General features: G+C 61.9%; 13 protein-coding genes. 7 read left to right on the top strand and 6 right to left on the bottom strand.

Annotated elements, in window-relative coordinates; genetic code table 11:
• Positions 1-20: 20 nt before the first annotated feature.
• Genes mce through BLS26_RS01525 form a run of 3 tightly spaced genes read left to right on the top strand, consistent with a single transcriptional unit; the run spans position 21 to position 966 of the window.
• A complete protein-coding gene (gene mce / locus BLS26_RS01535; RefSeq protein ID WP_092507814.1) occupies positions 21-425 on the top strand; it encodes a methylmalonyl-CoA epimerase in 405 nt (134 codons plus the stop codon).
• A 5-nt stretch (positions 426-430) separates the two neighbouring features.
• The gene (locus BLS26_RS01530; RefSeq protein ID WP_092507812.1) at positions 431-706 is read left to right on the top strand and encodes a DUF1467 family protein; all 276 of its coding nucleotides are present in this window, start codon (positions 431-433) and stop codon (positions 704-706) included.
• Positions 707-717: 11 nt separating this feature from the next.
• Positions 718-966, top strand: coding sequence for a hypothetical protein (locus BLS26_RS01525; RefSeq protein ID WP_092507810.1), 249 nt, complete (start codon positions 718-720; stop codon positions 964-966).
• Positions 967-1,043: 77 nt separating this feature from the next.
• On the opposite strand, the gene BLS26_RS01520 is transcribed toward BLS26_RS01525, so the two are convergent.
• From BLS26_RS01520 to BLS26_RS37130, 3 genes are all read right to left on the bottom strand, one after another.
• On the bottom strand, positions 1,044-1,805 hold the full coding sequence (locus tag BLS26_RS01520) for a DUF4239 domain-containing protein (protein WP_157676252.1): 762 nt from the start codon (positions 1,803-1,805) through the stop codon (positions 1,044-1,046).
• Positions 1,806-1,874: 69 nt separating this feature from the next.
• Entirely contained in the window at positions 1,875-3,176 is a 1,302-nt protein-coding gene (locus BLS26_RS01515; protein WP_244542062.1) for a TAXI family TRAP transporter solute-binding subunit, read from the bottom strand.
• 467 nt (positions 3,177-3,643) lie between these two features.
• Complete coding sequence (locus tag BLS26_RS37130) at positions 3,644-4,240, bottom strand: PilZ domain-containing protein (RefSeq protein ID WP_092507806.1); 597 nt, start codon at positions 4,238-4,240, stop codon at positions 3,644-3,646.
• A 197-nt stretch (positions 4,241-4,437) separates the two neighbouring features.
• Between BLS26_RS37130 and BLS26_RS01505 the strand changes: the two genes are divergently transcribed.
• Positions 4,438-4,785 carry a hypothetical protein gene (locus BLS26_RS01505; RefSeq protein WP_092507804.1) on the top strand — a complete coding sequence of 116 codons (348 nt, stop codon included), beginning with the start codon at positions 4,438-4,440 and terminating at the stop codon, positions 4,783-4,785.
• 24 nt (positions 4,786-4,809) lie between these two features.
• On the opposite strand, the gene BLS26_RS01500 is transcribed toward BLS26_RS01505, so the two are convergent.
• Positions 4,810-6,000, bottom strand: coding sequence for a DUF1501 domain-containing protein (locus BLS26_RS01500; protein WP_092507802.1), 1,191 nt, complete (start codon positions 5,998-6,000; stop codon positions 4,810-4,812).
• A gap of 28 nt (positions 6,001-6,028) precedes the next feature.
• Entirely contained in the window at positions 6,029-7,564 is a 1,536-nt protein-coding gene (locus tag BLS26_RS01495) for a DUF1800 domain-containing protein (protein WP_092507800.1), read from the bottom strand.
• A 205-nt stretch (positions 7,565-7,769) separates the two neighbouring features.
• On the opposite strand from BLS26_RS01495, the gene BLS26_RS01490 reads away from it, so the two are divergent.
• Positions 7,770-8,123, top strand: coding sequence for a hypothetical protein (locus BLS26_RS01490; RefSeq protein WP_092507798.1), 354 nt, complete (start codon positions 7,770-7,772; stop codon positions 8,121-8,123).
• 103 nt (positions 8,124-8,226) lie between these two features.
• Here BLS26_RS01490 and BLS26_RS01485 read toward each other — a convergent pair whose 3' ends face one another.
• The gene (locus tag BLS26_RS01485) at positions 8,227-8,634 is read right to left on the bottom strand and encodes a globin (protein ID WP_092517506.1); all 408 of its coding nucleotides are present in this window, start codon (positions 8,632-8,634) and stop codon (positions 8,227-8,229) included.
• Positions 8,635-9,104: 470 nt separating this feature from the next.
• Between BLS26_RS01485 and BLS26_RS01480 the strand changes: the two genes are divergently transcribed.
• Positions 9,105-9,479: a DUF2946 family protein gene (locus BLS26_RS01480; RefSeq protein ID WP_092507796.1), complete on the top strand. Its 375-nt coding sequence runs from the start codon at positions 9,105-9,107 to the stop codon at positions 9,477-9,479.
• 93 nt (positions 9,480-9,572) lie between these two features.
• Entirely contained in the window at positions 9,573-11,957 is a 2,385-nt protein-coding gene (locus BLS26_RS01475; RefSeq protein WP_092507794.1) for a TonB-dependent receptor, read from the top strand.
• Positions 11,958-11,976 lie beyond the last annotated feature (19 nt).

Raw genomic sequence — 11,976 nt, 5'->3', positions numbered from 1 at the left:
ATAGTAAGTGGAGGAGTGTCATGCTGGGCCGGCTCAATCACGTCGCGATCGCGGTCAAGGACGCGGAAAAGGCCGCCAGGATCTATGGCGGCGCGTTCGGTGCCGAGATCTCCGGCGCGGTGCCGCTGCCGGAGCACGGCGTCATCACCGTGTTCGTGACGCTGCCCAACACCAAGATCGAGTTCATCCAGCCGCTTGGCGAGGCCTCGCCGATCGCCAAATTCGTCGAGCGCAATGCCGACGGCGGCATTCATCACATCTGCTATGACGTGCCCGACATCATCGCAGCACGCGACCGGATGATCAAGGAAGGCGCGCGGGTGCTCGGCGACGGCGTGCCGAAGATCGGCGCCCACGGCAAGCCGGTGCTGTTCTTTCATCCGAAGGATTTTTCCGGCGCGCTCGTTGAAATCGAACAGGCCTGAACCCCATGGCCTATAACATCTCCACCGCGTTTGCGATCTACTTCGTGCTGTGGTGGCTCGTGCTGTTCCTGACGCTGCCGTTCGGCGTGCGCAGCCAGCATGAGGACGGCGAGGGCGCGCCCGGCACCGATCCCGGCGCGCCGGTCATGGCGCGGATGGGACGCAAGCTGATCTGGACCACGGTGATCTCGGCGGTGATTTTCGCGGTCGCGATGTGGGCCTATTATCAGGGCTACTTCAACATCGAGCGGCTGTCGAAGCTGATGGGAACGCCGTTTTAGAGGAGGGGCACATGCACGTCATGCTGCGCGGCCTGAGCCTCGCGTTCCTGTTGCTGTCCGCATCGGCCGGTGCTGCGTCCGCGATGGATCCATCCGCCACGGAAGAGACCAATTGCCTGATGGCCTGCGACGCCAATCAGGAACATTGCGCATCGACCCCGCACGGCACGGCGCCAAAGAACTATTCAGTGGCCGCGCATGTGCCGTCCGTGAAGATCAAGCCGCTTGCGAGCTCGCGCCGGCCGATCGAGGGACGCTGAGACGTGGCGCCTGCAGGGACTGCCGGCCGCCGGGAAGCGGCCCTTATACGTGGACGCCATGTCCCGACCAACGGAGCTCACGGGCTTAGCGGCAACAGCGCATCCCGCAGTGTCGCGCTTGAAATCCCCATGAGCCCCGTGAAGGGATCATCCAGCTCCAGGACCAGAAAGATCGCGCCGGCAAACGACAACGCGCATACAAACAGAGCGATCGTGACAACCGTGTTCGCCCGCGCAAACAGGGTGACGCTCACAAAGATCGCGCTCAGCCAAAACACCACAATTACCAGAAAGGGTGTCGGAATTGAGCTGCCGGCCTGCGCGAACAACTGCAGTCGCATCTGCGCGCCTTCCGTGAAAGCCGCAATGGCGCGAGACTGCAGGGAACGTTGCGTATCGTTGCTCGGCGATAGCCGTTGGAGCTCATTGTCGAATGCGCGCGCCTCCACGCCGGACTCGAAGCGCGCGGGTTGGCCGGCCGCGTTCGCCCGCTCGTGCCAAATACGATCGGCCAACAGTGGTATGCTCTGCCGCAGCAGCTTTCGGAGAGAGCTTGCTTCCGGACCGTACTGCGCAAGCAGATCGTCCAGAACGATGACCGTTGAGGTCATCTGCCGGACCTGGTTGGTCTTCTGGTCGAACGTATTTTTGGCGGATGCGATCAACAGACCCAGGACGAGTGCGGTCAGAGTGCCAATCAGGCCCGCGGTCAGCTTGACGACGTCCCTGGTATCCGCGTGCAGGTGGTGTTCCGACAATAACGGCCGAACAACCATCCCAGCCAGCGCGCCGCCAAATATCACCGCGAACACCAGGAGCGAGATCAGTAGGTCCGTCATACCTGCGAATTCTCCGCCATCTTGAAAGCGCTGATGGCTTCGGTCTCCCCAAAATCCGCCCATACCTTCTCAGGCGGCGGACACGATCTCCGGTCTCGCCGCAAGCATCATTCGCCGATCGTGAATCAAGTTCTCCAGCCGATGAGCTGCGACATTCAATGTGGAAGCATCGATCGCATTTTCGTCGCCGCTCGCCGCCAGCGCGCGCTGTGCCCTTAGAATGCCGTCGATTTCATCCTCGATCGCTTCGAGCTCGGCGTCGGTAGTGGCTTTACGTATCCGCCGTGCCAGCGCGTAGAGTGAATCGAGCGGGCCTTGAATGGTTTCCGGATTCCCGATCCCCAGGAATTTCCAGGCTGCCGCGAGCACCGAGGCGATGCCGCCCAACATCATTGGCGCCAGAAATATCTCGTTTGAGTATTGATCCATGAAGCTCTGTTGCGTGCCGTTGTAGAACGCCGCCGCTCCGGGGTGGACGGGAATGAAGGCATCGGAGTCGGTGCTGGCGGCGGCGATCTGCGCAAAGATCGGCTGTTCGCCGAGCAGCTCTCTCCGCACACCCATAATGGTCTGCGTCAGCGTTGCGATCGTATTGGAGCTGAGCTTCTTGTTCGCGACCAGATAGAGCGACGTTCGAAGCGTGGTTAGATCATCCTCGGGCACGGGCGGGACTCCGCGCAGTGTTCCCTTGGGCACGTCGAAGCTTTCATAGGCCCGTTCGGTTTCGGCGATGGCGCCCGCGGAATCGATCGAAATCAGCACCGGCGACGTTTTCGGACCCTGCTGGAAAAATCCCTTAACCAGCGACAAATACTTCTCGGTCAGAGGGATCGCGACCAGCAAAGCGTTGATGTCCTTTGATTGAAACGCCGCCCTGACATCCGCTATCGCGATGTCCCTGAAGACCTTTGCCTTCGACAGGCCATAGGTCTTGCTCAAGACATCGACCAGCCTGGCGTTCGCCTCGCCACCTATCACGCCAACCCGGCGTGTTTTCAGCGCGTCGACGCTGTCCAGGGATGAACCCGGCGGCGCGACGATCAGCGCGGTCAAATGGGCCAGGATAACGACGGCTTGCGCTTGCGACAAATCGCCGACGTCACCCCGCACGGCGGCGAGGTCGGCTTTCCCGGCCGAAAATGCGTTGGCGGCCTCGACCGCACTGCCGGTGTCGACAATCGTCAACCGCACCGGAGCGTTGTCCGAAACGAGCCGGTTCGCAATCACGGTCATCGCCCTGGCGGCTTCACCATCGATTGAACCGACGGCGACGGTGAGGGCTGCGGGATGCTTGTAGTAGTGATAGGCAAATACACCTGCACCCGTCCCGAGAACAGCGACAATCAGGAGCAGCACAATGCGAAGCCACATGGGTAGTTTGATTGATTTCAATCGCGTCGCTCCACTCGCATTACCCTTTCGTTTTTTCACCAAGCCTGCTCTTTGCAAGGTCTTCAGACCGGTCCTCGGATAACGTCTGGAGGTGTGTGGTGCTCGATCCGGAAGCCGTCGACCGTGACGCGATGAGCCGGTGCTTCCTCCGGGTAGTGGTTGTCCGATCCCATGGGGAAGATGCCGCCGGGGTTCGTCACCTGAAAGCGTCAGATGTCATGACGTTCAAGCGCCGCAAGTACGTCATTGCAGGTAGGCAAAGTTTGCATCCAATTCAACGCGAGGGCAAGCGCGATCGTCGCTGCAACCGCAAGGGGTGTTCGCGTGCCTGTCACTGACCGATGATGCAACGATGCAAGTCAGTCGTTGTGATGGCGCTCGAAGAATGGCCGCACGAATACCTTGTCTTGCGCTACGAAAGACCGCCTCCCGGCTGGACGCGGCGTTCACGTGAAGGAAACGCCGATCCGCTTGTCCTTGCGCCAGGCGACCTGACAGCGGCGGCTGGAGTGGTCGCCGGCGATCACCAGATTGAATGTCGGGGGTATGCCGAGCGGGCTTGCGACCTCCAGGGCGGCGCCGGTCTCCGAGATATTCCGGACCAGGCAATCGATGACGCCGCCATTGAATTCGATCGAGCCCGATTTCAGCACCCGGTGGCGCAGCGCGGCGCGGTTGTTTTCCAGGACCTGAAGCCGTTCCTGGGCGGGTTGCCCCGTTGTAACCGGTTGTTGGGGCTGCAGCGTTTCGGCGTGCCGGGTGGCGGCCGCGATCGCTTCGTCGGTCAGTGTCGGCCTGATCCTCGCCCAGGCGAGTTTGAACCGGACCTGGCAATCCTTGAAATTGATCGCCGGCCCGCGGTCGCCCGGGGTCGCCGGCTGGCCATAGACATTGCAGCCCCACCACCAGTGCGCACTGTCGGGCTGCTTCAAAATTCGTCCAACGGGGAGGCCGCGCCAGACCACCTCGAAATTGTCATCCAGCCGCACGCCATCGACGACGGCGGGACGCAACGCGATGGTTTCGAGATCGTCGGTGGTCATCGGTCAGATATGCCTTGCCCGATCAAAGGCTGGATGAATCGCGATGTCTGGCGGTTGCAGGCAGGAAATCCGGTTCGGACAAAGTCCGCAAGATGCGATAGTCATATTCCGGGTTTCCACAGGGGGAACTTTTGCGTCGGGTCCGTCGGATTTGCTTGCGATTTTATAGGGATTTGCGTGGTTTTGGAGAACAGGAAATGACGTTTCAAAGGGTCATGGCAGTACTGGTGGTCCTGCTCATCGCCGGCCTTGCGGGATCGTTCTACATGAACTGGAAGACGCTGGGTCAGCTTCGCACGGTCAAGGCCTTCGTCGAGGGCGCAGTGTTTGCCGACGCGGTGGCGGCCTGCGAGAAGGCGCCGAGCACGACCCCGTTCAAATGGAATGGCGGCAAGCAGACCGCCGTGGTCGGCCTGAATTCGGTCAGGCCCGACAAGGACACCGTGATCGCGAGCTATACGCTGGTCGCCGACAGCGTCTATTGCGACTTCGATCCGATCAAGAAGAAGGCCGATATCGGATCGAATTTTCTGGAGCGGGAATAGGACGCGTACCGGGCTCCGCCGGGCCTAGACGATTCCGAGATCGGCCGGCCGGGTGGCGGCGAATATCCGCTCCAGGCTCGCTGTCTGCAGGCCATACATGCGCTGCAGCAGGCCGGCGAACAGGCTGCGGTAGTCGGTCAGCACCGGGTAATCGCGGTTCTGGAACAGCTTTGCCTGTTCGACCTTGACCTGTTCGCCCAGAATCCGCCCGCCGTTGATGCCGCCGCCGAGCACCCAGTAGGCGCTGCCATGGCCGTGGTCGGTGCCGCGGTCGCCGTTTTCCCGGAACGTCCGCCCGAACTCGGAGATCGTGACCACGACGGTGTCGCGCCAGGCCGGGCCGACTTCCTCGGCAAATCCCGCTAGCGCCCGACCCAGTTCGCCGAGCCGGTCGGCGAGGTAGCCTTGCGCCGCGCCCTGGTTGACGTGGGTGTCCCAGCCGCCGACGTCGACGAAGCCGAGATTATACTGCTCGCGCATCAGCCGGCCGATGCGGCGGGCGGACAGCTCAAAACCGCGCGGCGACACCGCGCCGCGGTTGGCGGCGGTCATTTCCTCCGAGATCGAGCGGTAGACGTCGTCGCGCACCTTGAAGCCTTCCTCGACGGCGGAGGCGAGGTCGCTGTGCGCATACATCTGCTTGATGAGCTTGGCCTGGCGGTCGTCGATCGCGGGCTTGCCGACCGCGTTGATGCCGACATTGGGGATCTGCGCCTTGCCGCGGAACGTCAGCGGCAACTGGTCGGTAAAGGCAATCGGTTTGACCCGGGTGAGCTCCGCCGCCAGCCGGCTCATGAAGCCGGAGCGGTAGTCGCGCGAGCCGCTGACGGCCTGGCCGAGTTCGATCGTGTCCTGGGTTTCGAAATGGCTGCGGCTGGTGTCGTCGGCCGGTCCCGCGAAGGGAATGAACGCGATCTCGCGTTTGGCCCAGAGCGGATAAAGGCTGTCGCGCAGCGCCGGGTGCAGGCCCCAGTCGGAATTCAGCGCCAGCGCCGCGTTGGGATTTCCGACATCCGGCCGGGCGATCGCAAGCGTCGGCCGCGAGGCGTAATAGAAATCGCTGCCCGTCGGCACCACGACATTGGCGGCGTCATAGGCGCCGCGCAAAAACACCACCAAGAGCCGCGCGTCGGTGGAGGGCGCCGCCCAGACTCTTCCGGCGACGGTCAGCGAGGCGGTGGCGGCGAAGGCCTTGATCAGTTCGCGACGGTTCATCGGATGGGCTCCTTCTCGCAAAGGTGGGTCAGTGCATGAATTCCGGCGATGACAGAAACAGCGTGTTCCAGTCCTGTGGCGATACCGCCTGATCAAGTGCTGCCTGCGTCGTGGCGCTCAACGTCTGCCGCAGGCTGCCGAAAAACAGCGCGTTCTGAATCAGCGGAAACGCCGGTTGGTCCGTAGCATTCGGAACATCCGGCTTGAACAGGCCTGATGATCCCGAGCCGATCTGGCGGGCGATCTCGAACCGCACCATCATCTGGCCCGGGCCGTTCCAGGTCGCCGAGGTCAGCGGGTAGCCGTCCGGGGTCGGACGGTTGAACAGGCCTTCGGCCAATCGATTGAGCCAGTTCTGGATCGGGCCGGTATTGAGGATGACCTTGTCGTCATAGGCCATGCGCACGGCCGACAATACGTACTGGACGCTGTCCTTGAACTTGGCGCCTGACTTCAGCGAGGCGGTGAATTCGGGCGCGTGCACCATCGTCGACAGCACGGCTGAGATGTCGCCATCGGTCTTCTGAAAGGTCTGCGCCATGCGCTGTACCAGCGCCGCGGGTGGCGTATCGCTGACGAAATAGGTCGCGAGCTTCTGCGCGATCCGGTTGGCGGTGGCCGGCTGCCGGCACAGGATGTCGAGCGCCTCGTCGACCTCGGCGAGACCGCGGCCCTTGATCGGGTGACCCAGAAACATCTTGTCGCCGTAGTCATGCCGCGCCGGGTTGAACTCGAACGCGCCTTCGCGGAACAACTGCGGCTGCAACTCCGGCTTGAGCTTCGGATCCTCGTTCTTGAGGTCGATGCCGACGCCGGTCAGAATCCGCGCCAGTTCCTCGACGTCGGTCTGCGTATAGCCGGAGCCGACGCCCATGGTGTGCAGCTCCATGATCTCGCGCGCGTAGTTCTCGTTGAGATGGCCGGCCGCATTATCGGCATTGTCGAGATAGCGCAGCATCGCCGGATGACGCAGCGTCGCCGACAAGAGGTCGCGGAAGCGTCCCATCGCAAACGGCCGGATCGCGTGATCCTCGTAGTCGCCGATCATGACGCGGATGTTGGCCTTGTAGAGATGCACATTGAAGTGGTTGAACCAGAACCAGACCATCCGTTCGCGCAACTGGTCCGGTGCGTACAGCGCCCGCAGAATGCTGCGCGCCGCCGCCTGCTTGCCGCGATCGTTCATGGCCTGCTGAAAGGCCTGCTGCGCCGCTTTCTTCTGTTCGGGATCGGGGAGCTGGTTGGCTGTGCGGCTTTGCTGGTCGAAGGCATTGGCGACATCGAACGGCAACCGGTGGACGTCGGGCATCGCCTCGATCTGCGACCGCACCGATGACGGCAACGCAGGCTGATCCTTCGGGTGCAGTTGCTCGTCGAGCCAGCGGTCGGCTCCAACCGCCCTCAGATGTTCCGCGCCCGACGTGGTGACGCCCCATGTCAGCCGATCCATCAGGGCAAAATCGGTGGCCTTCAGGTCGCCGGCGGCAGCGGATGCCGCCGACAGCGCCAGCGCCACGCTGCATCCACCAACGGCAATCCGCAATGATCGTTGTGTTCGGCGCATGTCACTGTCCCGGCAACTGCAGGGCCGCAGTAAAGCGAGTTGCTTCTGAACAAACTCTGAATGGGCGCACCGCAAATCGACGCGCGAGCTGTTGGAAACATGAACTGTCGGAAAGAAATATGGCGGCACGAGCCGTATTCCATTCACAACGCGTTCAGGAGGCGCGCCTTAAAAAGGCGCCGCTCAACATCCGGGGATTCCGACCATGAGAATTATTGCCGCTGCCATCGTCGCCGGTTCACTGGCGCTCGCGACCGTCGCTGCGACCGTTGTCTCCACAGTTGCTTTGGCCCAATCCACCAGCGCGCCGGCGCCCGCAGGTTCCACCGCAGCAACGCCGCCGGCTGCGGCAGCGCCTGCCAGTCCGGCTACCGCTGCGGCGCCGAGCGGAAAAAAGCTCGCCTGCCAGACCGCGTCTGAAGCGGTGAAGGGGCAGGCGCGGAAAGATCAGATGCAGCTTTGCATGATGCAGGCGCGGCTCGACTGCCTCAAGCAGGCGATCGATCAGAATATCGTCGGTCCGCAGCGCGCGGATTTCGTCAAAAGCTGCGTGGGGTAGAGCCTTTTCGGTTCTGATTGAATCAGAACCGGGCTCTACTCTTTCGTTTTGACGCTTTTTCTTGACGCGAACCGGTATCCACTTCGCTCGAAAACGCTATGGATTACGCCGGTGCGGCTTGGGCGACCAGCGCTTCGATCTCGCCGATCAGGTTACGCCACGCCGCATCGATCTCGGGCGACCAATCGTCACCGAGGATCTCGCGCAGCGTGCAGGCGATGATGCCGAAGAAGGCGATGAACAGATCGCGCGGCGTGCCATAGGCGTCGTGCGAGGAAATCTCGCATTCGATCATGCGGAAATGCCCGGTGCGGGGCCCTGCGAAATCCAGGATCGCGTCGATCGTCAGCGCCAGCATCGAACCCTTGACGGGTTCGCTGCCTTCGGTCCGGAACATGGTCAGCGTTTCCGGGTGCTCCAGGTGCAGGCGGCGATAGACCAGCGGCGTGATGTCCTCGCAGCGCTCGGCGGCGATTTCGAAACTTCGCTCGATCGGATTGGATGGCGTCATCGTGCGGAGCATTTCGAAAAGAGAGCATTTCGAAAAAAAGAGCAGGGCGCTAGCCCTGCTCAAAAATTGTGTCGACCCTTAATTTCCTCGAAGATTTGGATTTGATCTTGATGACCGAGGCGACGCTGCTTGTGCGCGTCAGGGCTCCTCCCGAGACTTGGACCACCAGACTAAGACCTCTCGGCCAGCCTGAGCCCGCACTGTTAGACCATCTTGTTCGTCTTGTCACCATTTTCAGCAACGAATGTTCAAAATTCCAGCAATCTGCGAAATGATTGAGATTTCACCACTATCGGTTGCGGATGGGCGGCAGTACCTCGAAAAAGGCGGTAATTTGGTAGGCCGTTTTCGGTGAGGCGCCCACACCGCGGCAGGCGGGATAATCCGGGGCCAGCGGAATAAAAACCCGGGAACCTGATCTCGACTTCGGACTCTCCAGGTGATTAGGTTCTGCTTCGGATGGGCTGGTGATGCGCGCACGGCTGAATAAGTTTCTGCCAATCGTTCTGTTGGCGCTGGTGGTGCAGATTTTCGCACCGATCGGCGCTTGCTGGGCTGCCAGCATCGCCGCGTCCGATCCGCTTGCCGCCGCGGTGATCTGTCACGGCAATGGCGCTGCCCCGAACGGCCAATCCGACCCAACCGGCCATCGCGCCCACGACGGATGCTGCTCGGTTTGCAGCGTGCTGCAGACCGGGGTGCCGGTCGATGTGCCGCAAATCGCGGCAGCGACCTCCTTTGATCCCCCCGCCGTGCGCGTGGTCTGGACCGAGTTCACACCTGCGCGATTCGCTTCCCGGGCCGGCTCGCATGCGCAGGCGCGCGCGCCCCCGACCGTTTCCTGACGACCCGAAGACTCGATTGATCGGTGCGGCGACGGCCGCGCCGATTGGTTCAATTCAGTCAGCCGGCCGCAGAGCCGGTGTCAGGACAATTCCATGTTTCGTTATCATGCCCTGGGTGGTGTGAGCCTGCTTGCAATTGGCGGCGCGCTTTCCGCCGCGCCTTCGCCAACCTATGCGCAGACCGCCTTACCGCCGGTTACCGTCGATGCGCCACGGCCGGTTGCGGCTAAACCCGCTGCGCGAAGGCCGGGGCCACGCGCCGCTGCCCGGACGCAGGCGAAGCCGCCTGCGCCTAACGCGACAACGGCGGTATCGCAGGCCGCACGCGTCACCCCGACTACGGCGCGCGAGACACTGAACCAGGCACCGGCCGGACAGACCGCGACCACGGTAGATCGGAGCCAGTTCGACAACAGGCCGTCGTTTTCGGTCAGCGACGTGCTGCGCGACAGCCCGGGCATCTCGGTGAAGCAGGGGAACGGGCCGCGCGATATCGGCATTTCGATCCGCGGCTCCAACGCCCGCAACGGCTTCGGGATCCGCAATCTCGTGATTTTCGAGGATGGCTTCCCGGTGACGCAGCCGGATGGGCTTTCTCGCAGCGACCTGATCGATCCGCGCGCCTATGCCGGGATCGATGTGATCCGAGGACCGTCATCGGCGCTCTATGGCAATTACGCCACCGGCGGCGCACTCAACTTCCGCACCCGTCCGGGCGGCACTATCGATGGTGTGGAATACGGCGTCGACGGCGGCAGCTTCGGCTACGTCAATAACTACCTGGCGGCCGGCAAGAAGGTCGGGAACTTCGAAGGCTCGCTGTTTGCAAGCGACGCGCGGGGTAACGGCTATATCGGCAATAGCTGGTTCAACACCCAGACCGTGAACTTTCTCGGCACGCTGCAAGCCACGCCGGACGATCGGTTCACCGTCAAGCTGATCAACAATGATTTGAGCACGCGGCTGCCGATCCGCTCCTCGCTCAATCAGTTTTACCAAAATCCGTTCCAGCAGGGTTGCGCGAATGGTGCGACGGCAGCGCCCGGCTGCGGCACGGTGACGCTCTTCAACAACGGCTTTAACGGTGTCGCCGGTACCGATAAGGAAACGGCAGTGCAGGCGGGGCTCGGCCGCAACGATCGCCGCACGATCGTTGGCGGACGGTGGGAGCATGATTTCGACAACACGACGACATGGCGCAACCAGTTCGTGTTCGATGACAGGAACATCAATCAGCCGACCGGTTCCACCAGCGCGATCGGCGATTTTCCGTCGTACAACTACATGAGCGACGTCACCAAGCGCGGTGAACTGTTCGGCATGGACAGCACCACTTACTTCGGCGGTTTCTACAACACGCTGGTCGCATCGAGCGACACCCGCAACGTGATGCCGGGCGGTAACGCCACGTTGGGCAGACTTTCGAGCAACCTCTTCAGCGACACCTCGAACTACGGCGTGCGGGCACGCGAGGAACTCAAGCTGGCGCCATCGCTGACGGCGATCGCCGGCATTGGTTGGGAAACCACCAATCTGAAGGGGATCAACACCGGATACACCTACACGGGACCAACCGGCGTGACGACGACGGCGCTGACTACGGCCGACCGGCAATTTCAGAATACAGCGCCCGAATTGGCGCTGCTCTACAAGCCAGACAGCGAGTGGCTGTTCCGAGCGCGCGCCGCCACCGGGTATGGCACGCCCCAGGTTTCGAACCTGTTCGTTTTGCCGAGCGGACTGTCCGGCAACAACACGGGACTGCAGACACAAAAGAATTTGGGCTACGACCTCGGCGTCGACTGGACACCGAACAACACGCTCAAACTGAGCGCGACAGGCTTTTACGAGTTCTTTCGTAATGAACTCGTGAGCCAGGCTACGCCGCTGGCCGGCATCAGCTACACTTTCAATGCGCCAAGGTCGGAACATCGCGGGGTGGAACTGGCCGCCGACTGGAAGTTTTATTCAGGCTGGCGGTTTACGGCGGCCTATACCTATCTCGACGAAATCTACACCGAATACACCGAGAACATCACCAACGGTGCGGTGTTCAGCTTCAATCGCGCCGGCAACAAGATTCCCGGAATCTCGCCCAACGAACTGACGGCGCGTCTGGGCTACGACGAATTGTCAGGCCGGCTGGCAGGCCTTGGAGCCTTCGTCGAGGTGCAGTGGAAGGACTCGTTCTACATGGACAACGCCAACCTGTTGAAGGCACCGGGTTACGAACTGGTCAATCTCAACGTCCACTACAAGACGGATCTGCTGTCCGACTATTTCAGGTCCTTGAGCCTGTACCTTGAGGTGAGGAACGTGTTCGATCGGACCTATGTGGCTTCCGCCAACAACATCGCCAACTCGGTTGCGGCTGGCGGCGTTCAAAATCCCGCGAGCGTACTGGCGAATACCACCGGTTCGATCTATGCCGGATCGCCGCGCGCGTTCGTTGCCGGCATGAAGGTGGCGTTCCGATGACCGGTGAATTGAACAGAGC

This window comes from Afipia sp. GAS231, from assembly GCF_900103365.1.
GTDB lineage: Bacteria > Pseudomonadota > Alphaproteobacteria > Rhizobiales > Xanthobacteraceae > Bradyrhizobium.
This window is presented reverse-complemented; position numbering and strand designations above follow the sequence as displayed.

Coding starts and splice junctions, on each gene's coding strand:
- mce (WP_092507814.1), top strand. CDS start 21: ATGCTGGGCCGGCTCAATCACGTCGCGATCGCGGTCAAGGACGCGGAA.
- BLS26_RS01530 (WP_092507812.1), top strand. CDS start 431: ATGGCCTATAACATCTCCACCGCGTTTGCGATCTACTTCGTGCTGTGG.
- BLS26_RS01525 (WP_092507810.1), top strand. CDS start 718: ATGCACGTCATGCTGCGCGGCCTGAGCCTCGCGTTCCTGTTGCTGTCC.
- BLS26_RS01520 (WP_157676252.1), bottom strand. CDS start 1,805: ATGACGGACCTACTGATCTCGCTCCTGGTGTTCGCGGTGATATTTGGC.
- BLS26_RS01515 (WP_244542062.1), bottom strand. CDS start 3,176: ATGTGGCTTCGCATTGTGCTGCTCCTGATTGTCGCTGTTCTCGGGACG.
- BLS26_RS37130 (WP_092507806.1), bottom strand. CDS start 4,240: ATGACCACCGACGATCTCGAAACCATCGCGTTGCGTCCCGCCGTCGTC.
- BLS26_RS01505 (WP_092507804.1), top strand. CDS start 4,438: ATGACGTTTCAAAGGGTCATGGCAGTACTGGTGGTCCTGCTCATCGCC.
- BLS26_RS01500 (WP_092507802.1), bottom strand. CDS start 6,000: ATGAACCGTCGCGAACTGATCAAGGCCTTCGCCGCCACCGCCTCGCTG.
- BLS26_RS01495 (WP_092507800.1), bottom strand. CDS start 7,564: ATGCGCCGAACACAACGATCATTGCGGATTGCCGTTGGTGGATGCAGC.
- BLS26_RS01490 (WP_092507798.1), top strand. CDS start 7,770: ATGAGAATTATTGCCGCTGCCATCGTCGCCGGTTCACTGGCGCTCGCG.
- BLS26_RS01485 (WP_092517506.1), bottom strand. CDS start 8,634: ATGACGCCATCCAATCCGATCGAGCGAAGTTTCGAAATCGCCGCCGAG.
- BLS26_RS01480 (WP_092507796.1), top strand. CDS start 9,105: ATGCGCGCACGGCTGAATAAGTTTCTGCCAATCGTTCTGTTGGCGCTG.
- BLS26_RS01475 (WP_092507794.1), top strand. CDS start 9,573: ATGTTTCGTTATCATGCCCTGGGTGGTGTGAGCCTGCTTGCAATTGGC.